Below are 20943 nucleotides of genomic sequence, written 5' to 3'. Positions count from 1 at the left end.
GGAGTGAGAACGCGATGACCGACGCCCGCCGCCGCGTACCCCGTACGGACGTGGTCCTCGCCGACCCCCGGCTGGCCGAGCCGACCCGCGGCCTCGGCCGCGATGCCGTGAAGGCCGCCGTCACCGCCGCGCAGGAACGCGTCCGCGCCGGCCAGGTCGAGCCCGAGGCCCTCGTCGACGTCGTGCTCGCCGACCTGCCCGCGTCGGCCACCAGCCTGCGCCGGGTCGTGAACGCGACCGGCGTGATCGTGCACACCAACCTCGGCCGCGCCCCGCTGTCGGCCGCCGCCCGGGAGGCGCTGGACGTCGCCGCCGGGACGACCGACGTGGAGTACGACCTGGCCACCGGCGCCCGGGCCCGGCGCGGACGCGGCGCTCTGGACGCGCTCGCCCGGGCCGTACCCGACGCGGGCGGGGTGCACGTCGTCAACAACAACGCCGCCGCCCTGCTGCTGGTCGCGCTGACCCTGGCCCAGGGCCGGGAGATCGTGCTCAGCCGGGGCGAGTTCGTGGAGATCGGCGACGGCTTCCGGATCCCGGACCTGCTCGCCGCGAGCGGTGCCCGGCTGCGCGAGGTCGGTACGACGAACCGGACCACGCTCGCGGACTACGAGGCGGCGATCGGGCCGCAGACCGGGTTCGTCCTGAAGATCCATCCGTCCAACTTCGTCGTGTCCGGCTTCACCGCCGGGGTGGACGTGGCCGACCTCGCCGACCTGGGCGAGCGCCTGGGCGTGCCCGTCGTGGTCGACATCGGCTCCGGCCTGCTCGCCCCGCACCCGCTGCTGCCGGACGAGCCGGACGCCGCGAGCTCCCTGCGCGCGGGCGCGACACTGGTCACCGCGAGCGGCGACAAGCTGCTCGGCGGCCCGCAGGCCGGACTGATCCTCGGCGTACGCGACATGGTGGAGCGGGTCCGCCGGCACCCGGCGGCCCGGGCGATGCGGGTGGACAAGCTCACCCTCGCGGCCCTGGAGGCGACGCTGCGCGGGCCGGTTCCGCCGGTGCGCGCCGCGCTGGACGCCGGCCCTGAGGAGTTGCGGGTACGGGCGGACAAGCTCGCCGCCGCGCTCACCGGGGCCGGGATCGACGCCACCGCGGTGGCCTGCCGGTCGGCCGTCGGTGGAGGTGGAGCGCCCGAGGTGGAGCTGGCGAGCTGGGGCGTCGGCGTACCCGCGGCGTGGGCGGTGCCGCTGCGTACCGGCGACCCGCCCGTGGTCGGCCGGGTGCACGAGGGCCGCTGCGTCCTCGACCTGCGCACCGTCGCGCCCGAGGACGACACCGTGGTCGCGGACGCGGTCGCCCGCGTGGCCGCGAGCTCGGTTTCCGGTTCCGTGTCCTCGTCGGGGACCTGAGGACGGCACGGGATGTACGTCGTCGCCACCGCCGGCCACGTCGACCACGGCAAGTCGACGCTGGTCCGCCGCCTCACCGGCATGGAGCCGGACCGCTGGGCCGAGGAACGCCGGCGAGGGCTGACCATCGACCTGGGCTTCGCCTGGACGCGGCTGCCCGGCGGCCGGCCGTTGGCGTTCGTTGACGTGCCCGGCCACGAACGCTTCGTCCCCAACATGCTCGCCGGCGCGGGTCCGGTGGCGGCCGCGATGTTCGTGGTGGCCGCCGACGAGGGGTGGCGGGCGCAGTCGGCCGAGCACCTCGCCGCGCTGGACGCGCTCGGCGTACGCCACGGGCTGCTCGTCGTCACCCGCTCCGACCTCGCCGACCCCGAACCCGCCCGGGCACAGGCCCTGGAACAGCTCGCGGCGAGCACGCTCGGCGCCGTGCCCTCGGTCGCGGTCAGCGGCCGCACCGGCGCGGGGCTGGACGACCTGCTGGCCGAGCTGGTCGGGCTGACCCGCCGGCTGCCGACGCCGGACCAGGACGCCGACGTACGACTGTGGGTGGACCGCTCGTTCAGCGTGCGCGGTGCCGGCACCGTGGTGACCGGCACGCTCACCGCGGGAACCCTCACGGTCGGCGACACCCTCGCCGTCGCCGGCCGGGGGGAGCACCGGCTGGTGCGGGTCCGCGGCCTGCAGGCACTCGGCGAGGACCTGCGGAGCGTCCCCGGGACCGCCCGGGTCGCGGTGAACCTGCGCGGCGTCGACCGTTCCGACGTCGGCCGCGGCGACGCCCTCGTCACCCCGGACGCCTGGCGCGAGACCGAGGTCGTCGACGTGGCGCTCCGGTACGCCGGGGATGAGCTGCCGGGGACTCTGGTGCTGCACGTCGGCGCGGCCGCGGTGCCGGCGCGGGTCCGTCCGCTCGGACCGGGCGCGGCCCGGCTCACCCTCGACCGGCCGCTCCCGCTGCGCACCGGCGACCGCGGCCTGCTCCGCGACCCCGGCCGGCACCAGGTCGCCGCGGGGGTGCTGGTGCTGGACGCCGCTCCGCCCGGACTGCGCCGGCGGGGTGCGGCCCGGACCAGGGCGCGGTCCCTCGCGCCGGTCGTACCTGAAGCGAACTCCCCGGCCACCCCAGCCGACCCAGCCGACCCAGCCGACCCGGCCGGCCCGGACGAATCGACCCGCCTCGCCGCGTACGTCGCCGGCCTCCACCTGCGCGAGCACGGCCTGGTGCGCCGCGACGAGCTCCGCGCGCTGGGCCTGCCCGAGCTGCCGCCGGACAGCCTCGACGTGGGCGCCGGCTGGTGCGCCGACGCCGACCACTGGGCGGACCTGCTGGGACGGGCGCCGGAGGAGCTGGCCGGCTGGGAACGCGAGCACCCGCTGGCCGCGGGCATGCCGTCCGACGTACTCCGGCAACGCCTCGGCGTCCCCGCCGCCCTGCTGCCGGCCGTGGCCGGTGCCGCCCGCCTGCTGCTGCGGGACGGGCAGGTGCGCCGGCTCGGCACCGAGGCGACGCTGCCCCCGGCGGTGGAGAAGGCGGTGCGCGCGGTCGAGGACGACCTGGCGGCCGAACCGTTCGCCGCGCCCGAGGCCGCCCGGCTGGCCGAACTCGGTCTCGGCACCCGTGAGCTCGCCGCCGCCGTACGCGCCGGCCGGTTGCTCCGCGTCACCGACACGGTGGTGCTGCTGCCCGGCGCCCCGGACCAGGCCCGGCGCACTCTCGCCGCCCTCGACCAGCCGTTCACTCTCAGCCAGGCGCGGATCGCGCTGGGCACCACCCGCCGGGTGGCGGTCCCCCTGCTGGAGCTGCTCGACGAGCGCGGCGTCACCGAGCGGCTGCCCGACAGCAGCCGCAGGCTCGCCCCGCGCGCCAGTACCAGCGAGGGGCGCTAGGGTCGAACGCGCACCACACTCCTCACGCGGAACCGCAGGGAGGCGGCCATGGGCGTACGACAGTGGATCGAGGGCTGGCCGGTCTATCGCCAGCTCACCGGTCAGGACCCGCTCGGCCGCGGTGCCGCGGTCACCTCCGACCACACCCGCCACCTGCGGGCGCGCACGGAGCAGGCCGACAAGGTGGTCAAGTCCATCTGCCCGTACTGCGCGGTCGGCTGTGGCCAGAAGGTCTACGTCAAGGACGGCCGGGTCACCCAGATCGAGGGCGACCCCGACTCCCCCATCTCCCGTGGCCGGCTGTGTCCCAAGGGCTCCGCCAGCAAGCAGCTCGTCACCAGCCCGAGCCGGGTCACCACCGTGCTCTACCGGCGGCCGTACGGCACCGACTGGGAACGCATCCCCCTCGACAAGGCGATGGAGATGGTCGCCGACCGGGTGCTCTCGACCCGGCGCGACACCTGGCAGGACGAGGAGGACGGCCGGCCGACCCGCCGCACCATGGGCATCGCGAGCCTGGGCGGGGCGACGCTGGACAACGAAGAGAACTACCTGATGAAGAAGCTCTACACCGCGATGGGGGCGGTGCAGATCGAGAACCAGGCCCGCATTTGACACTCCGCAACCGTTCCCGGTCTGGGAGCCAGTTTCGGTCGCGGCGGCGCCACGACGTTCCAGCAGGACCTGAGCAACGCTGACTGCATCCTCATCGAGGGCTCGAACATGGCCGAGTGCCATCCGGTCGGGTTCCAGTGGGTGATGGAGGCGAAGGCCAAGGGCGCGCGGGTCATCCACGTCGACCCGCGGTTCACCCGTACGAGCGCGGTCGCCGACACGCACGTGGCGCTGCGGGCCGGGTCGGACATCGCGTTCCTCGGCGGGCTGATCAACCACGTGCTGAGCAACGGCCTGGAGTTCAGGGAGTACGTCGCCGCCTACACCAACGCGGGCGCGATCCTGCGCGAGGACTTCCGCGACACCGAGGACCTCGACGGGCTGTTCTCCGGCTACGACCCCTCCAACAGCCACTACGACAGCCACTCCTGGATGTACGAGGGTGTGGAGACGGCTCCGGCCGCGGGACAGCGCGACCGGGCGTTCGACGTCGAGGCGGACGCCGGGGACGCCGACCGGCGACACCGCGCGGCGGCGCTCGCCGAGGCGTACGGCAGTGGCGGCGCGGCTCTGCGTGCCAAGCCGAAGATGGATCCCACCCTCCAACACGAGCGGTGCGTCTTCCAGGTGCTCAAACGGCACTTCGCCCGCTACACCCCGGAGGTCGTGGAGGAGACCTGCGGCATCCCGGTCGAGCAGTTCCTCGACGTCGCCCGGGCGGTGACGGAGAACTCCGGCCGAGAGCGCACCACCGCGCTCGTCTACTCCGTGGGGTGGACGCAGCACACCGTCGGGGTGCAGTACATCCGCACCGCCTCGATCCTGCAGGCACTGCTGGGCAACATAGGCCGGCCGGGCGGTGGCATCATGGCGCTGCGGGGCCACGCCAGCATCCAGGGGTCCACCGACATCCCGACGCTGTTCAACCTGCTGCCCGGCTACCTGCCGATGCCGCACGCGCACCGGCACCTGAGCCTCGACTCCTACGTCGCCGCCGACGCGGGACAGACCGGTTTCTGGGGCCACATGCGCAGCTACACCGTCAGCCTGCTGAAGGCCTGGTGGGGCGACGCGGCCCAGCCGGAGAACGACTTCTGCTTCGACTACCTGCCCCGCATCAGCGGCGACCACGGCACCTACCAGACGGTGATGGCGCAGATCGCCGGGGAGTGCAAGGGCTACTTCCTCGCCGGGGAGAACCCCGCGGTCGGCTCGGCCAACGCCAAGCTGCAGCGGCTCGGCCTGGCCAACCTCGACTGGCTGGTGGTCCGCGACCTCCAGCTGATCGAGAGCGCGACGTTCTGGAAGGACGGGCCGGAGATCGAGACCGGTGAGCTGTCCACCGAGGAGATCGGCACCGAGGTCTTCTTCTTCCCGGCCGCCACACACACCGAGAAGGACGGCAGCTTCACCAACACCCAGCGGCTGCTGCAGTGGCACCACAAGGCCGTCGAGCCGCCCGACGACGCACGCAGCGACCTGTGGTTCTACTACCACCTCGGCCGGTTGCTGCGCGCCAGGCTGGCCGACTCGACCGACGAGCGCGACCGTCCGCTGCTGGACCTGACCTGGGACTACCCCACCGAGGGCCCGACCGCGGATCCGTCGGCCGAGGCCGTCCTGCGGGAGATCAACGGCGTCGGGCCGGACGGCGCGCTCTCGGCGTACACCGAACTCGCCGACGACGGCTCCACCGCCTGCGGGTGCTGGATCTACTGCGGCGTCTACGCCGGAGAGCACAACCACGCCGCGGACCGCAGGCCCGGCCAGGAGCAGAGCCTGGTCGCGCCGCAGTGGGCGTGGGCGTGGCCGGCCAACCGCCGGATCCTCTACAACCGCGCCTCCGCCGACCCCGAGGGACGGCCGTGGAGCGAACGCAAGAAGTACGTCTGGTGGGACGCCGAGCAGGAACGCTGGACCGGTGAGGACGTGCCCGACTTCGAACCCACGAAGCGGCCCGACTACGTCCCGCCGGAGGGCGCCCGCGCCCAGGACGCCCTGGCCGGGACCGACCCGTTCATCATGCAGGCCGACGGCAAGGCGTGGCTGTTCGCACCGTCCGGCCTCACCGACGGCCCGCTGCCGGCGCACTACGAGCCGGAGGAGTCCCCGGTCGAGAACCCGTTGTACGCCCAGCAGGCCAACCCCGTCCGGCAGCGCTACCCGCGCCGGTACAACCGCTACGGCTCGGGCGAGAACGAGCCCGGCTCGGCGGTTTTCCCGTACGTCTTCACGACGTACCGGCTCACCGAGCACCACACCGCCGGCGGGATGAGCCGCACCCTGCCCTACCTGTCCGAGCTGCAGCCGGAGTTCTTCTGCGAGGTGTCGCCGGAGCTGGCGAAGGAGCGGGGCCTCACCCACCTCGGCTGGGCGACCATCGTCTCCGCGCGGACGGCGATCGAGGCGCGGGTGCTGGTCACCGCGCGGATGAAGCCGATCAGAATACGGAAGCGCATCGTCCACCAGGTCGGGCTGCCGTACCACTGGGGCCCGAACGGGCTGAGCACCGGCGACGCGGCCAACGAGCTCCTCTCGATCGTGCTCGACCCCAACGTGCACATCCAGGAGGCGAAGGCCGCAACCTGTGACATCCAGCCGGGCCGCAGGCCCCGCGGGCGCGGACTGCTGGCCATGATGGACCGCTACCAGCTGCGGGCCGGCCTGCCGGCCGACACCCCGACGGGAGCCGACACCCCGACAGGAGAGGCGACCTGATGACCAACCGCCTGGCGGGACCCCTCGCCGACCCGGCCGCCGACGCGGGCCACCCGGAGGACCATCCGCCGCGGGTGGGCTTCTTCACCGACACTTCGGTGTGCATCGGCTGCAAGGCCTGCGAGGTCGCCTGCAAGGAGTGGAACGCCCTGCCCGAGGACGGCCTGAACTTCCTCGGCCACTCCTACGACAACACCGGCGCGCTCGGGGCGAGCACCTGGCGGCACGTCGCGTTCGTCGAGCAGGAGGCGCCGGCGCGACGTCCCACGGTCGACCTCGGAATGCCCGCAGTCGGTACGCCGGCCCAGCTCGACCCGGCCACCGCCCGCACCGTCGGCGAGGACGGCGGCACCGGCGACGGCTCCACCGGCGACGACGCGGGCGCCCTGCGCTGGCTGATGTCCAGCGATGTCTGCAAGCACTGCACGCACGCGGCCTGCCTGGACGTCTGCCCGACCGGCGCTCTCTTCCGGACCGAGTTCGGCACCGTGGTCGTGCAGGACGGCGTGTGCAACGGCTGCGGCTACTGCGTCTCGGCCTGCCCGTACGGCGTCATCGACATCCGCCCCGACAACGGCGGCGCGTTCAAGTGCACGATGTGCTACGACCGGCTCGGCGACGGGCTGGAGCCGGCGTGCGCGAAGGCGTGCCCGACGCAGTCGATCCAGTTCGGACCGCTGGACGAGTTGTGGGAACGAGCCCGCGAGCGGGTGACGACGCTGCAGGAGGCCGGGGTGGACACCGCCCGGCTGTACGGCGCGGACCCCGACGACGGCGTGGGCGGCGACGGCGCGTTCTTCCTGCTGCTGGACGAGCCGGAGGTGTACGGCCTGCCGCCGGACCCGGTGGTGACCACCCGCGACCTGCCGGCGATGTGGCGCCAGGCGGGCCTCGCGGCGGCCACCGTCGCGGTCGCGGTCGCGGCGTCGTTCCTGGGGAGGCGGCGGTGAGGACCCGCGAAGAACTCCAGGTTCCGAAGGCGGAGTTCCGGTCCTACTACGGGCGGCCCATCCTCAAGGAGCCGACCTGGAAGGTGCCCGACGTACCCCTCTATCTCTTCCTCGGTGGCATGGCCGGGGCGTCGGCGACGATGGCGGCGGTCGCCGACCTCACGGGGCAGGACGGGCTGGCCCGCACCGGACGCTACGCCGCCGCGCTCGGGTCGACCGCCAGCGTGGCCGCGCTGGTGCACGACCTGCACCGGCCGACCCGGTTCCTGAACATGCTGCGGGTGTTCAAGCCGACCTCGCCGCTGTCGGTGGGGTCGTGGATCCTGGCGCCGTTCTCCGGTACGGCCGCCGCCGCGGCGGTGTCCACCATGACCGGGGTGCTGCCGGCGTGGGGACGCGCGGCGGGGCTCGCCTCGGGTGTGCTCGGGCCGGCGCTGTCCACCTACACCGCGGTGCTGCTGGCCGACACCGCGATCCCGGCCTGGCACGAATACCACCGCGAACTGCCGTTCGTGTTCGGCGGAAGCGCGCTGGCCAGCGGGGCCGGCGCCGCGTTGCTGGCCGCGCCGCCGGCGGAGCTGGAACCGGCCCGCCGGATGGCGGTGCTCGGCGCCGGGATCGAACTCGCCGCCGCCACCCGGATCGAACGCACCGGCGGGATCGTCGGCGAGCCGTATCGCACCGGCCGCCCGCGCAGGCTGATGTCCGCCGGGCGGATCCTCACCGGTGTCGGCGCGGGGCTGGCTCTGGCCGGCCGGCGCAGCCGCCTGGTGTCCGACCGGAACAGCCGACTGCTGTCCGCAGCGGCCGGCGTCTCGCTGCTCGCCGGCGGGGTGTGCACGCGGTTCGGCGTGTTCTACGCCGGACGGGCGTCCGCGGCCGACCCGAAGTACGTCGTGGTGCCGCAGCGCGAACGCCAAGCCACCCAGACGGGCGGCTCCGGCTCCCCGCCGCGGTGATGCGGGTCCGTGCGGTCAGCCCCGACCTGCTGGTCACCGAACTCGCGGACACGATCGCGAACCTGCCGATCGGCCCCGCCAACGGCGACGACAACGACCCTGGCACCGGCACTGCCACCTGGATCCGGGTGGCGATCGACGGCGCACCGGCGACCCACCCCGACCGGTGGGCGGACGCGCTGACCGAACCACTGCGCGAACGCGGCCGGGCCGTGCTGCGGGTTCGGGCGGAGGACTACCTGCGCCCGGCGTCCCTTCGCCTGGAACGCGGCCGGGAGGACCCGGACGTGTTGTACGAGGACTGGCTGGACGACGCCGGCCTGATCCGCGAGGTGCTCGAACCCCTCGACCCCGGCGGCACCGGCCGGGTGCTGCCCGCGCTCTGGAACGCGCGGACCGACCGGGCGCACCGCGCCGGCTACGTGACCGTCCCGCCCGGCGGGGTGCTGGTGCTCAGCGGCTCGCTGCTGCTCGGCCGCTGGCTGCCGATCGACTTCGCCGTGCACCTGGAACTGTCGCCGGCCGCGCTTGCCCGGCAGACGCCCGGCGACGATCGGTGGACCCTGCCCGCTTACGACCGGTACGCCGCGGAGGCCGTACCGGCGCAGGCGGCACAGGTCGTGGTTCGCCTGGACAATCCCGAACGCCCTGCCGTGGTCGAGGGGTCATGAATCCACTTCGGCCGAGCCCTCGCCGGCCCGCCCGGCCGGGCGGGGCTCCGCCTCCGCCCGCCGCGCCGCGAGGACGTCGCCGATGAAGTAGTCGTACACGATCACGCCGATCACGCCGCCGACGAACGGCCCGACGATGGGTATCCAGAAGTACCAGCTGAACGCCCCCGGTATCGAACCCGGTAAGGCCACCTCACCCCAGCCGGCGATCCAGGCGAAGAAGCGCGGGCCGAAGTCGCGAGCGGGGTTGATGGCGTACCCCGCGTTCGCGCCGAACGACAGGCCGACCGCGCCCACCACCAGACCGGTGACCAGCGGGCCCATGTTGCCCGCGGGCGCCAGGTTGCGCTTGTCGATGACCGCCACGATCAGCAGTAGGAGCAGCGCGGTGCCGACCACCTGGTCGATGAACGGACCGACCCAGCTGCCGTGGAAGTACGGCGCGGGGAAGGTGGCGAAGATGGAGAACGTCGGCAGCGCGTGGCCGGAGCTCTTCGGCGTCTGGGCCGCCGCGTTGTAGGCGTTGATGGCCGACTGGTACACCGCGTAGACCACGGCGGCCCCGGCGAAGGCTCCGGCCACCTGCGCCCCGATGTAGGGGCCGACCTTGTTCCACGGGAACTGCCGGCGTACGGCGAACGCCAGCGTCACCGCGGGGTTGACGTGCGCGCCGCTGATCCCGCCCGCGACGTACACGGCGAACATCACCGCGAACGCCCAGCCGAAGACGATCAGCAGCCAGTCGCCGACGCCGACGAACGACGTGACCGACGTGGCGGTACGCCCCGACCCGGGCAGGCCGGCGACCGCCATCGCGACCGCGCCGTCACCGAACATGATGAGGATGAAGGTGCCCAGGAACTCGGCGAGGATTTCTCCCCACGTACCGCCGATGCGTTTCAGTCCGTGCGGACCCCGCCGCAACGCGGGGATCTCCTCGCTCACGCCTCGCCCCTTTCCCCGTGGACCTCCTTCCCCTGTCTTGCCTCACAGGGAGGTACTTAACCTCCCATTTGGGTCACCAACGGACCGGAAGCTCGGCCCAGCCGCCGGTGAGCAGATGGCTGCGTGGCCGCAGCCGGTCCGGCGGTACGGCCAGCCGCAGCATCGGGAACCGCGTGAACAGCGTCTCGAACAGCGCCGTCAGCTCGATCCGGGCCAGCGGCGCGCCCACGCAGAACCGCGGTCCGTGGCCGAACGTCACGTGCGGGTTGTCGGTCCGCCGTGCGTCGAAGTCCGCGGGCTCGGGGAACCGCACGGTGTCCTGGTTGGCGTCGCGCAGGTCCAGCACCACCAGGTCGCCGGCCGCGATCGTGGTGTCGCCCACCTCGATGTCGGCGTTGGCGTAGCGCGGCAGGCCGGCCGCACCCTCCTGCTCCGCACCCGGATTCGGCAGCCCGAAGCGCAGGATCTCCTCCACCACCCGGGACACGGCCTCGGGCCCGCGTTCCAGTTCGGCGACCTGCTCGGGGTGGGTGAGCAGCAGGACGACGCCGGAGTCGATCGCGGTCACCGTCGTCTCGTGCCCGGCGAACAGCAGCCCGGCGCCGAGCTGTGCGGCGCTGTCGGAGTCGTACGCCGGCCGGCCGTCCACCTGCGCGGTCACCAGGTCGGTGATGACGTCCTCGGCCGGTTCGGCCCGGCGACGTTCGACCAACTCGCGCATGTACGCGTGCAGGGCGGCCATCCCGGCCGCGGAACGCTGCCCGTCGCTCATGTCGCCGACGTCGTCGGACCAGCGCCGGAAGTCCTCCCGGTCCTCGTACGGAACGCCGAGCAGTTCGCAGATCACCAGCGCGGGCAGGGGAAACGAGATCGCGTCGTGGAAGTCGGCCGGCTGCGGGCGGGCCGCGAGGTCGTCGAGGAGTTCGGCTACCACGGCCTCGACCCGCGGCCGCAGCAACGCGAGCCGGCGGGCCGAGAACGACTTCGCCAGCAGCCGGCGCAGCTGCCGGTGCTCGGCCACCTCGTCGGGACGGGCCTCCTCGGGGCGGCCGAGGATCTGCGCGTCGGAGAAGCGGGCCGCCCGGTCGGGCTCGGGGTGCGAACGGCCGAGACGCGGGTCGGCGAGCAGCCGCTTCACGGTGTCGTAGCCGGTGACCAGCCAGGCCGGGTCACCTGCGGGGGTGGTCACCTTGCGCACGTCGGGGGACATCGGGCTCGTCGGGGTCGTCGGGCTCATCACGGGCCTCCGGTTCGGGTGGCGGTGCCGAGGATGTGCGGGCTGGTGGGCGAGGGCAGCGGCCCGTCGGGAAACCGGAACCGTTCCAGGTGGTTCACGGCGAACCCGGCCGCCTCGATGCCGGCGAGGGTGTCGCGGGACAGGTGGCAGCCGCCGACCAGAGCCGGCCACACCGTCTTGTCGAGTACGCGTTGCAGGCCGCGCAGGCCACGGCTGTCGGCGCGGACGTGTTCGAGGAAGCGGAGCTGGCCGCCCGGGCGGATCACCCGGCGCAGCTCCGCCAGGGCGGCCTGCTGGTCGGGTACGGAGCACAGCACCAGCGAGACGACGGCCGCGTCGAAGGCCCCGTCCGCGCCGGGCACCTTCTCGGCGGTGCCGTCCACCAGCGCCACCGGCACCGGCGCGTGGGCGGCGTTACGGACGGCGTACCTGAGCATGCTCGGCTCCGGCTCGACCGCGAGCACCCCGGCGACCTCGGCCGGGTAGTGAGCGAAGTTCAGGCCGCTGCCGGAACCGATCTCGACCACCCGGCCGGTCAGCCCGGCGAGCAGCCGGTGGCGGCGGTCGGCCAGCCCGGCACGGTCCATCGCCGGCGCCAGGCGTGCGTACACCCGAGCGAACAGCGGATGCCGGCCCAGTCGCACGGTCCGCCGCTGCCACCACTTCGGTCGCGCCCCCATCGCTGTCCACTATGGCGCAGTCACCGTCCGTCGTAACCCCCGCGAGAGATCATGGCCGGTCCCTGCGAGGGAACGTACGGAAATGTCGGGGTCGCGCGACAGCTCGGCACATAGGATCCCGATCGTCCGGTTCTCGCCGAGGGGGAGGGAGCGACCAGTGCGGCGTACCGCACGCACCCGCGCGGTGTTCGTGTCCGCGGCCCTCGCGATCCTCGCGGCGCTGCTCACCCTCGCCGCGCTCGTCGCCGTCGCCGGGGCCACCTCCCGTCCCGCGTCGGCAACGTCGGCAACGTCGGCAACGTCGGCAACGCCCGCGTCCTCGCCCGACTTCGCCGCGATCGACCGGTTCGTGAGCGACGAACTGGCCGCACAGGCCATCCCCGGCGCCGCCCTGGTCGTCACCCACGGGCCGGACGTCGTGCACGTGCGCGGCTTCGGGCACACCTCGGCCGGTGTGCCGGTCACCCCGCGCACGCAGTTCCGGCTCGGTTCGGTGAGCAAGTCGTTCACCGCGACGGCCGTCCTGCAACTGGTCGACGCCGGCCGGGTCCGGCTGGACGCCCCGGTCCGCACGTACCTCCCGAACTTCGCGGGCGACGATCCCCGCGGCGCCCGGATCACCGTCCGTCAGCTCCTCAACCACACCAGCGGCCTGAGCGACCAGGGCTTCCCCGAGCAGACAGTGCCGGCGCCACACAGCCTGGCCGAACGGGTCACGAGCCTGCGCGCCGCGAAGCTGGTCAGCTCGCCGGGGACGCGGTTCCACTACTTCAACGCCAACTACGACGTGGCCGCCCGGGTGGTCGAGGTGGTGGGCGGGAAGCCGTTCGCGACCTACCTGCGGGACAACGTGTTCGCACCCCTGCGGATGAACGACACCCTGCTGGCGTACACCAAGTTGATCCCGTCGACCGCGCCGCGCCTGTCCCGCGGGTACGCACTCGCCTTCACCCGCACGGTCGCGCGGCCCGAGCTCGACGGCTTCCTCGGCGGCGACGGCGCGGTGGTGTCCACCGCCGCCGACCTCGGTCACTGGCTGGCGATGCAGAACTCCCAGGGCCGGTACGCCGGACGGCAGATCGTCTCCGCACCGAGCCTGGCCACCGAGCACACCCCACCGACCAGACGGGCCGACCTGGACACCTCGTACGCCATGGGCTGGATGGCCGAGCGGCCCGAGGACGGACAGCCCCGGCTCACCCACAACGGCGTCCTGTCGACCTACTACGCCGAGCAGGCGCTGGTCCCCGGCACCGGCTACGGCGTAGCGCTGATGTTCAACACCTACAACGGACTCGTGCCCTACCACGCGATCACCGAGGGCGTACTCGCCCAGCTCGAGGGGCGCGAGCCGGCGCCGGTGCAACCGCCGACGCGACTGGTCGAGTACGTCCTGGCGGCGCTCACCGTGCTCACCCTGCTGGTCCGATGCTGGGAGATCCTGCGCGCCCGGGCCTGGGCGCGGCGGCGCCGGACGCGGTCGCTGTGGCGGGTGGTCCCCGGCATGGTCTGGCTGCTGGTCCCCACGGTGCTGCTGGCCGGACTGCCCTGGCTGGTGGGCACGTTCGCCGGGCGGGTGTTCACCCGGGAGCAGCTGTTCTGGTCGATGGTGACGGTGCACCTGTGGCTCGGAGTGGCGGCGGTCACCGGCCTCGCTCTGCTCGCGGTCCGCGTGGCGGCCCTGATCCGTACGTCACCTCCGGCCCCGTCGTCTCCGCCCACTTCCTCCCCCACCTCCTCTCCACCGCCCAGGTCCGCACCCACACCGGAGGCACCATGAACGACGTCGCGTGGCAGGCTGGCGCGGTGCAGAACCACTCCACCCGCCTCACCGTCCGGCGGGCCCGCGCGGAGGACGACGCCGCCCTGCTCGCCATCGACGGCGCGTCCTGGAACTCGACGTCCGGTTTCCCTTCCCTGCAAGGCGAAACCCGCACGTCGTTCTTCGACGACCACAACACTCCCGACCTGCACCTGGTGGCGGTGTCGAACGGTTCACTGGCCGGATACGTCCGGATCACCCCGATGGTGCCGTTTCCGGAGGGTGCGCACGTCCTCGGGATCTACGGGTTCGCGGTGGCACCGGCCGCCCGCGGGCAGGGAGTCGGCTCAGCGCTCCTGGTCGCGGCACAGGCGTACGCCCGCGGCCGCGGCGCGCGCAAGCTCAGCCTGCGGGTGTTCGGCACCAACACGACAGCGCGCCGGTTGTACGAGCAGCACGGGTTCGTGGTCGAGGGCAGCCTGCGGGCGGCGTTCCTGATCGACGGCGAGTACGTCGACGACGTGTGGATGTCGAAGTTCCTCGACCCCGCCGAGTCCACCGACCCCGCCGAGTCCACCGAGGCTTGGCCGACCGCGCCCGGTGTCACACCGACGGAGGCCGGCTCGTCCTCCTGACGTGGAGTACGACACCTCCGTTCCGGCGGCCGAGGGTCTCGCGGCCGAGTTCACCGCCCTGCGGCCGCGCCTGCTCGGCGTCGCGTACAGCCTGCTCGGCAGTCTGGACGAGGCCGAGGACGTGGTGCAGGACGCCTGGCTGCGGCTGAGCCGTATCGACCCCGACGAGATCGACAGGATCAGGGACCTCACCGGCTGGCTGGTGGTCACCGTGTCCCGCCTGGGGGTGGACGCGCTTCGTTCCGCCCGCAGGCGGCGGGAGAAGTACGTCGGCCCGTGGCTGCCGGAGCCGCTGGTGACCGGGGACCCGGCCGACCGGGTGACCCTGGACGAGTCGATGAGCCTGGCCATGCTGGTCGTCCTGGAGTCGCTGAGCCCGGCCGAGCGCACGGCGTTCGTGCTGCACGACGTGTTCGGCCTGGAGTTCACCGAGGTGGCCCGGGCCGTCGGGCGTAAACCGGCCGCCTGCCGGCAACTCGCCGCCCGGGCCAGGAAGCACGTGGCCGCCCGCGCGCCGAGGTTCGAGGTGGACGCGGAGGCGCACCGCAGCGCGGTGACCGCGTTCGCGCGCGCCTGCGACGGCATGGACCTGGCGGCACTCGTCGAGCTGCTCGACCCCGACGTCGTCCTTCGTACCGACGGCGGCGGCCAGGTGCTCGCGGCCCGGCGGCCGGTCGTGGGCGCGGAGAAGGTGGCCCGCTTCCTGGTCCGTACGGCTCGCAGTCTCGGGCCGGCGCAGCAACGGCACGCGCTCGTCAACGGCCTGCCCGGCCTGCTGCGCTACCGCGCCGGGCGGCTGGACAGCGTCGTCGGGCTGACGGTCGCCGGCGGCCGGATCACCGAGCTCCACATCGTCCGCAATCCCGAGAAGCTGAGGAGCATCAGATGAAGCGCCGGATCGACATCATGGAGCACGCCGGCGAGGCCGTCCGCGCCATGCGGCAGGTGGAGAGGTACGTACGGGAGAGTGGCCTGCCGCCGGCCGTCTTCGAGCTGGTCAAGATCCGCGCCGGCCAGATCAACGGCTGCAGCTTCTGCCTCGACATGCACCTGCACCAGGCGAAGGAGGCCGGCGAGACCGACGAACGGCTGTGGTCGGTGGGGACCTGGCGGCACGCGCCGTTCTTCACCGATGCCGAACGCGCCGCGCTGGCGCTGACCGAGGAGGCCACCCGGCTCGCCGACCGCGGGGAGACCGTCCCCGACGCCGTGTGGGACGAGGCGACCCGCCACTTCGGCGAGGCCGAGCTCGCCGGGCTGATCTTCGCGATCTCCCACAGCAACGCCTGGAACCGGATCATGGCGATCACCCGTACCCCCGCCGGGGCGCTGCGCACCGCCGCCGCTAGCTGATCCGATCCCCGGTCCGACCTGATCCCTCCCGGTCGGGCGTTCGGCAGGCGTTTCAGCGGTAGGGCTCGCGACGTGCGATCATCAACCACTCGTCGGCGTCGCGGGCCCCTGCGCCCGCCCGGGACAGGAGCACAGCACATGAAGATCGTCGGGGTCATCATCGCCATCTGGCTGCTCATCGGAGTCGTCGCCGTCGCCCAACGGGGCTACCTCGCAGGCTCCGACCAGAGCTGCGCCAAGGCCGGCACCATCGCCGTGACCGTGGTCGCCGGGCCGCTCAACTACGTGGGCGCCAACCCCAAGGTGAAGTGCGAGCTGCCGCAGCCTTCCTCCTAGGGTGTGTCCTGCGGGCAGCGACCCTGCAGGCGAGGTCCCTGCGCGCGTGCCCGCGGCCAGGGAGGCGATCGGCGTGGCGGATGCGGAGTCCAGCGGCGGCACCGTCGCCAAGTACGCCACGGTCCGCGCGCACCTGCTCGGCCTGATCCGCGACCGGCTCGAGCCGCACGAGCGGCTGCCCACCGAGCGCCAGTTGTGCGCCGACCTCGGGGTGAGCCGGTTGACCGTACGCCGAGCCGTCGAGCAACTCGTCGGCGAGGGCGTGGTCTACCGCATCCAGGGTTCGGGCACCTACGTCGCCGAACCCGCCATCCGCAAACGCGAACTCCTGTCCTCGTTCAGCGACGACATGCGCACCCGGGGCCTCGCGCCGGGGGCGCAGCTGTTGCGCGCCGAGCAGACCGTCGCAGGCGCCCGGGAGGGCTGGCGCCTCGGGGTGAGCCCCGGCGAGCCGCTCGTCCACCTGGTCCGGCTCCGGCTGGCCAACTCGGTGCCGATGTGCCTGGAGGACGTCTGGCTGGTCGCCGGTCTCGTTCCGGACCTGCTGGACTCGCCGGTGGAGGGTTCGCTGTACGAGACGCTGCTCAACCGCTACCGGATCACCCTCGACCGGGCCGAGCAGGAGGTACGCGCCACCGTCGTCGACCGCGAGCAGGCCGCGCTGCTGGAGGTACCCGCGCTGACCCCCGCCCTGCTGGTGGAACGCGTCACCTACGACGTACGCGGGCGCGCGGTCGAGCTGGCCAGGTCGCTGTACCGCGGCGACCGGTACAGCCTGGAACAGACGCTCCGCCGCCAGTAACTCCCGCCTGGTTCCCTGGCTCCTGGTCTGCACGCCGTCGCGTGCTCAGCGCCGTCGGCTGGTCGCTCAGTCGCCGGCGGCGAGCAGGACGGCACCGTCCAGGCCTTCGCCTGCGGGGTCGACCACCCGCGCCTGCGGAAGCTCGGCCGCGACCCTCCGCTGCCACGGCTCCCGTACCAGATCCGTCACTCCCATGAGCCCGCCCGCCCACGACACCGCCACCGGATCGGCCACCGTGCCCGGTGCCGTGCCCGCCGCCGTGCCGGGCTCGGCGGCCAGCTCCAGGTAGCGCGCCACGGCCGCACGGGTCGTACCCACCAACGCGGTCACGCCGTCGCGCCAGATCTCCACCGCCACCGGGTCGCCCGCGCGGGCCGCCTCGGCGACCTGCCGGCTGAACCCCGCCACGTCGGCCACCGTGCCGCCCGTCCCGTAGAGCCGGCGCGGCAGCCCGTCCAGCGGACCGAACCGGTCCACCGCCGCGGCGACGAGTTCGGTCCGTGGCCCTCTGCCGTCGTACGCGGCGAGTGCGGCCCGCAGCCCGTGCCGGCCCACCGCGAAACCGCCGCCCTCGTCACCGAGCAGGTGACCCCAGCCGTCCACCCGCACGGTGGCACCTGTGGCAGCCGTGCCCGTGGCACCCGTGGCACCCGTCCTCGCCAGCGCCACCACGCCGGTACCCGCCACCACGACCACGCCGGGCGCCCCGCCGAGCGCGCCGAGATGCGCGGTCACCGCGTCGTGGGCAATGCGTACCTCGACTCGTCCCCCGACCCGTCCTGCGCCCTGTCCCGCGCCCTGTCCCGCGCCCTGTTCCTCGGCCGCTCCCAGCAGGTCCGCGACCCCCGCCTCGATCCGGCGCACCTCCTCGGGGCGGTGGTCCCCGGTCAGGCCCATGCCGACCCGGTCGACCGGCTTTCGCTGCGCCGCGGGCAGCCGGGCCCAGGCCTGCTCCACCAGCGCGAGTACGGTCGCCGCCGGGTCACCCGCGTCGTAGTCGAACCCGCCCGCCGTCGCCGTCGCCGTACTTCCGTCCGACCCGACCACCCGCAGGCGCAGGCCGGTCTGCCCTCCGTCGACCGCCGCGATCCTCACGCCGTGAACCTCACGTCCAGGCCCCGCACGTCCAGGCCCGTCACGTCCAAGCCCCTCATGCCCAGGATCCTCGTGCCCGGGCCCCTCATGCCCGCGGCACCAGGTCGAAGTCGATCTCGAAGGTGCGCCCCCACGGCAGCCGCGGCGAACTGATCAGCCAGCGGCGCGCGTCGGCCCCACCCAGCTCCTCGGCAACCTCCGGCAGCCGCTTCGCGCAGCGTTCCAGGTAGCTCTCGACGTCGGCCGGGTCGGGGAAGGGCACGGACATGTGGTCACCGTACGGCTGCTCCTGCGCCAGCTCGCCGCGGACCACCGCCTGGTACGCGTAGTCCTCGACGATCCGATGCCAGCGCAACCGGCTCTCCGCGATCTCGTCGACGCCGCCGCGACGGTGCCCGACGACGTGCGCGACCAGTGCCGCGACCACCGAGCCGACCGTGTTGCCGGCGGTGTTCCAGCCGCCGTACGCCCGGATCCGGTCCAGCACACCGCGGTCGGCGAGTGCGCGGACCAGGGCGGGGTCGGCGCCGTTGACGTACCGGACGTCGGCCACACCCACGCTGTGGCCCACCTCGACCAGCTCGGCCACCCGGTCCACGACCGCCTCCACGACTGCCCGGTCGGTGGCCTCGCCACGACGTGCCCAGTCGCCGCGGTGCGGGTCCGGCGCGTGCACCACGATCACCGCGTCCGCTTCGCCTGCCTCCCCGCCCATCGGCTTCCCACCAGTCGACTCCGCACGGCTCGACTCCGCACGGCCCGACTCCCCACGGCCCGACTCCCCACGGCTCGACTCCGCACGGCTCGACTCCACATCGGTCGGCTCAGCCGGCACCACCTCGGCGCCGGCGGCGGCGATCTGCCGGGCGACCCCGGCGGCGATGGGGACGTTCTCGTACGGCGCGATCCGGTCCGCGCCGCCCTCCTCGCGGAACTCCACGGCGATCCGCACCGCTCCGTCCTGTTCGCGCTGCTCGACCTGCTCGACCCGCTCGTGCAGCTCACCAGCCGCACCGTCGGCCAGGGCACGCGCCACGAGCACCGACCCCACCTCGTCCGCGCCCGGATACATCAGCACCCGGGTGTCCAGCCCGGTCGCCGACACCCAGTGCCGCAGCCAGACCTGTTCCAGCGAACCCGCCGCCCGCGGTGCGGTGTCGTCGGCGGTCACCAGCAGCGTGTCCAGCGTTCCCCGCCCGGCCAGGCCGAGGGTGAACAGGTCGACCGTGTGGTTGCGCAGCCGCCGCAGCCAGAAGTCGGCCTGTACGTCGGTCGGCACCGTCGCGGCCAGCCGCTCACGTTCGTGCGGCTCGCCGAGGAACTCCCGGTGCAGCGCACCGCCAAGGTCGTGCAGCTCGACACCGTGCTGGGACCAGTACTCCGGCTCCTCGGCGGGGCTGTACGAACGCGACGCGCGCATCACCGTCGTCACCGCGGTGATCGGCAGCCGGGGGAAGCGTGGCCGAATGTTCTCCAGGATCGCCAGCCGCTGCACCACGGCGGAGGCAGCGTCCTGCGTCGTCCGCGAACCGATCAGCCCGCCGTACCCCAGCATGTCCAGCGACACCACGAGCGCGTCGACCTCTGCGGCCACCTCGGCCAGCCAGCCGGCCAGCTCGTCGGCCCGTCCGGGCGTACGCATCCGCGGCAGCAACTCCGCCGGCGGAGTGAGTACCTCCACTCCCGCGATCGCCGCGATGTGCGCGGGCAAGGTCGCGTTGACAGGTCGTTCGTCCAGGGGCAACAACGCGATACGCACGGGAAATCCCTTCCAGGGTTGGTCGAACTCACACTCTTCACAGACTGGGAGGCGCACCGGTCACAGCTTGCCTGCGCAACACACCGGTCACAGCTTGCGCGGCACACCGGCGGCGTACCGGCGGGTCAGCGAGATCGGGTCGGTGATCGCCGTACCCACCACCACCGTCCACGCCCCCGCCCCGAACGCCGCCCGGACCTGCTCGGGCCGGTCCACCCGGCCTTCGAGGACGGCGCGCACGCCGTGGCTCGCGAGGTCGGCCAGCAGTGCGAGGTCGGGACCGATGCGGGACGCCGAGGCGAGGGTGTAGCCGGACAGGGTGGTACCCACCAGGTCCGCTCCTGCCGACCACGCGGCCAGGCCCTCCTCCAGGGTGGCGACGTCGGCCATCACCGGGCGGCCGAGCTGTTCGCGCACGGCCCGGATCAGGTCGCCCGCCTCGTCGGCCTGGGCGCGGTTGTCCGGAACCGCCTCCAGGGCGATGATGTCGGCACCCGCCTCGGCGAGCGCGGCGCAGTCGGCCAGCGTCGGCGTGATGAACGGGCGATGCGCACCCACGTCGACCTTGCGGATGGCGATGATGGGCAGCCCGATCCGGCGCCGTACCGCGCGCACGTCCTCGGCCGACTCGACGCGTACGCCGACCGCCCCACCGGCTTCCGCGCAGGCCGCGAGCCGCGCGATGACCTCCGGGTCGGCCAGCGGATGCCCGGCACCCGCCTGACACGACACCACGAGTCCGCCCTCGAGGGCCTGCACCGCCGCGCTCACCGCCGAACTCCTCTCGGGCTGGTCGCCATCCGCACTCCGTTCACTCGTCGTCCGCTCGGCTCGTCGTCCGCTCGGTCTGGGCACGATCAAGAGTCGAGACAAAGGACAGTACCAATGTCTGCCCGACTGACGCCGCCAGTCCAGCCAGATCCCCGGTGAGCCCGTGCGCGACACGGAACGTCAGGACCATGTGGAAGCGGTCGTCGAGCTCAACGGCGAGGGCTTCTTCTCCTTGGCTGGCCGGCAACTGGGACCGGCAATTGATCCGGACCTTTGCGGGAGTCCGTGGACGTCGTACCGAACAACGCTCCACCCGGCTCATTCTCTCCACGACCGCACAGCTCCCTCCACGACCGCACAGCTCCTTCACGACCGCACAGCTCCCTTCACGTCTGCACAGTCCCTCTACGACT

Annotated in this window: 18 protein-coding genes and 1 pseudogene; 13 read left to right on the top strand and 6 right to left on the bottom strand. The window is 73.3% G+C overall.

The genetic code is table 11. The annotated features are described in order from the left end of the window. Positions 1-14 precede the first annotated feature (14 nt). The 7 genes and pseudogenes from selA (at position 15) to F4554_RS03375 (ending at position 9155) form a co-directional block, all read left to right on the top strand. Positions 15-1355: an L-seryl-tRNA(Sec) selenium transferase gene (gene selA, locus F4554_RS03400; protein WP_179786016.1), complete on the top strand. Its 1341-nt coding sequence runs from the start codon at positions 15-17 to the stop codon at positions 1353-1355. A 12-nt stretch (positions 1356-1367) separates the two neighbouring features. Next, a complete protein-coding gene (selB, locus tag F4554_RS03395; RefSeq protein WP_179786015.1) occupies positions 1368-3242 on the top strand; it encodes a selenocysteine-specific translation elongation factor in 1875 nt (624 codons plus the stop codon). 48 nt (positions 3243-3290) lie between these two features. Further along, complete coding sequence (locus F4554_RS34215) at positions 3291-3857, top strand: molybdopterin-binding domain-containing protein (RefSeq protein WP_202889129.1); 567 nt, start codon at positions 3291-3293, stop codon at positions 3855-3857. A 12-nt stretch (positions 3858-3869) separates the two neighbouring features. After that, a pseudogene (gene fdh, locus F4554_RS03390) lies at positions 3870-6575 on the top strand (formate dehydrogenase); the annotation flags it as partial. Further along, a complete protein-coding gene (locus tag F4554_RS03385; RefSeq protein ID WP_179786013.1) occupies positions 6575-7525 on the top strand; it encodes a 4Fe-4S dicluster domain-containing protein in 951 nt (316 codons plus the stop codon). The pseudogene fdh and the gene F4554_RS03385, both read left to right, overlap by 1 nt. Then, complete coding sequence (gene nrfD, locus F4554_RS03380) at positions 7522-8484, top strand: NrfD/PsrC family molybdoenzyme membrane anchor subunit (protein WP_179786012.1); 963 nt, start codon at positions 7522-7524, stop codon at positions 8482-8484. The genes F4554_RS03385 and nrfD overlap by 4 nt, the downstream gene beginning before the upstream one ends. Beyond that, positions 8484-9155, top strand: a complete 672-nt coding sequence (locus F4554_RS03375; RefSeq protein ID WP_179786011.1) for a nucleoside/nucleotide kinase family protein — start codon at positions 8484-8486, stop codon at positions 9153-9155. Before nrfD ends, F4554_RS03375 begins: the two co-directional genes overlap by 1 nt. On the opposite strand, the gene F4554_RS03370 is transcribed toward F4554_RS03375, so the two are convergent. The 3 genes from F4554_RS03370 to F4554_RS03360 form a co-directional block, all read right to left on the bottom strand. Beyond that, the gene (locus F4554_RS03370; RefSeq protein WP_179786010.1) at positions 9150-10100 is read right to left on the bottom strand and encodes an MIP family channel protein; all 951 of its coding nucleotides are present in this window, start codon (positions 10098-10100) and stop codon (positions 9150-9152) included. The genes F4554_RS03375 and F4554_RS03370 overlap by 6 nt on opposite strands. Positions 10101-10173: 73 nt before the next feature. After that, positions 10174-11337 carry a cytochrome P450 gene (locus tag F4554_RS03365; protein ID WP_238341210.1) on the bottom strand — a complete coding sequence of 388 codons (1164 nt, stop codon included), beginning with the start codon at positions 11335-11337 and terminating at the stop codon, positions 10174-10176. Continuing rightward, entirely contained in the window at positions 11337-12017 is a 681-nt protein-coding gene (locus tag F4554_RS03360) for a class I SAM-dependent methyltransferase (protein ID WP_179786009.1), read from the bottom strand. The genes F4554_RS03365 and F4554_RS03360 overlap by 1 nt, the downstream gene beginning before the upstream one ends. Before the next feature lie 157 nt (positions 12018-12174). Here F4554_RS03360 and F4554_RS03355 point away from each other — a divergent pair, with 157 nt between their 5' ends. The 6 genes from F4554_RS03355 (at position 12175) to F4554_RS33450 (ending at position 16905) form a co-directional block, all read left to right on the top strand. Continuing rightward, entirely contained in the window at positions 12175-13797 is a 1623-nt protein-coding gene (locus F4554_RS03355) for a serine hydrolase (protein ID WP_179786008.1), read from the top strand. Then, complete coding sequence (locus tag F4554_RS03350) at positions 13794-14414, top strand: GNAT family N-acetyltransferase (RefSeq protein ID WP_179786007.1); 621 nt, start codon at positions 13794-13796, stop codon at positions 14412-14414. Before F4554_RS03355 ends, F4554_RS03350 begins: the two co-directional genes overlap by 4 nt. Before the next feature lies 1 nt (position 14415). Further along, positions 14416-15303, top strand: coding sequence for an RNA polymerase sigma factor SigJ (gene sigJ, locus F4554_RS03345; RefSeq protein ID WP_179786006.1), 888 nt, complete (start codon positions 14416-14418; stop codon positions 15301-15303). Beyond that, positions 15300-15767, top strand: a complete 468-nt coding sequence (locus F4554_RS03340) for a carboxymuconolactone decarboxylase family protein (protein WP_179786005.1) — start codon at positions 15300-15302, stop codon at positions 15765-15767. The genes sigJ and F4554_RS03340 overlap by 4 nt, the downstream gene beginning before the upstream one ends. Before the next feature lie 138 nt (positions 15768-15905). Continuing rightward, positions 15906-16103: a hypothetical protein gene (locus F4554_RS03335; RefSeq protein ID WP_179786004.1), complete on the top strand. Its 198-nt coding sequence runs from the start codon at positions 15906-15908 to the stop codon at positions 16101-16103. A 46-nt stretch (positions 16104-16149) separates the two neighbouring features. Beyond that, positions 16150-16905: a UTRA domain-containing protein gene (locus tag F4554_RS33450; RefSeq protein ID WP_202889127.1), complete on the top strand. Its 756-nt coding sequence runs from the start codon at positions 16150-16152 to the stop codon at positions 16903-16905. A 66-nt stretch (positions 16906-16971) separates the two neighbouring features. On the opposite strand, the gene F4554_RS03325 is transcribed toward F4554_RS33450, so the two are convergent. The 3 genes from F4554_RS03325 to F4554_RS03315 all read right to left on the bottom strand — a co-directional run bounded on the left by F4554_RS03325 (position 16972) and on the right by F4554_RS03315 (position 20530). Next, positions 16972-18000, bottom strand: a complete 1029-nt coding sequence (locus F4554_RS03325; protein ID WP_179786003.1) for an N-acetylglucosamine kinase — start codon at positions 17998-18000, stop codon at positions 16972-16974. Positions 18001-18085: 85 nt separating this feature from the next. Further along, complete coding sequence (locus tag F4554_RS03320; protein WP_179786002.1) at positions 18086-19759, bottom strand: DUF4127 family protein; 1674 nt, start codon at positions 19757-19759, stop codon at positions 18086-18088. Positions 19760-19846: 87 nt separating this feature from the next. Continuing rightward, on the bottom strand, positions 19847-20530 hold the full coding sequence (locus F4554_RS03315; protein ID WP_179786001.1) for a putative N-acetylmannosamine-6-phosphate 2-epimerase: 684 nt from the start codon (positions 20528-20530) through the stop codon (positions 19847-19849). Between the last annotated feature and the right edge of the window lie 413 nt (positions 20531-20943).

The organism is Actinopolymorpha rutila (assembly GCF_013407855.1).
Lineage (GTDB): Bacteria > Actinomycetota > Actinomycetes > Propionibacteriales > Actinopolymorphaceae > Actinopolymorpha > Actinopolymorpha rutila.
The sequence above is the reverse complement of the archived record's forward strand: the minus strand, read 5'-3'. Positions and strand labels throughout refer to the sequence as shown.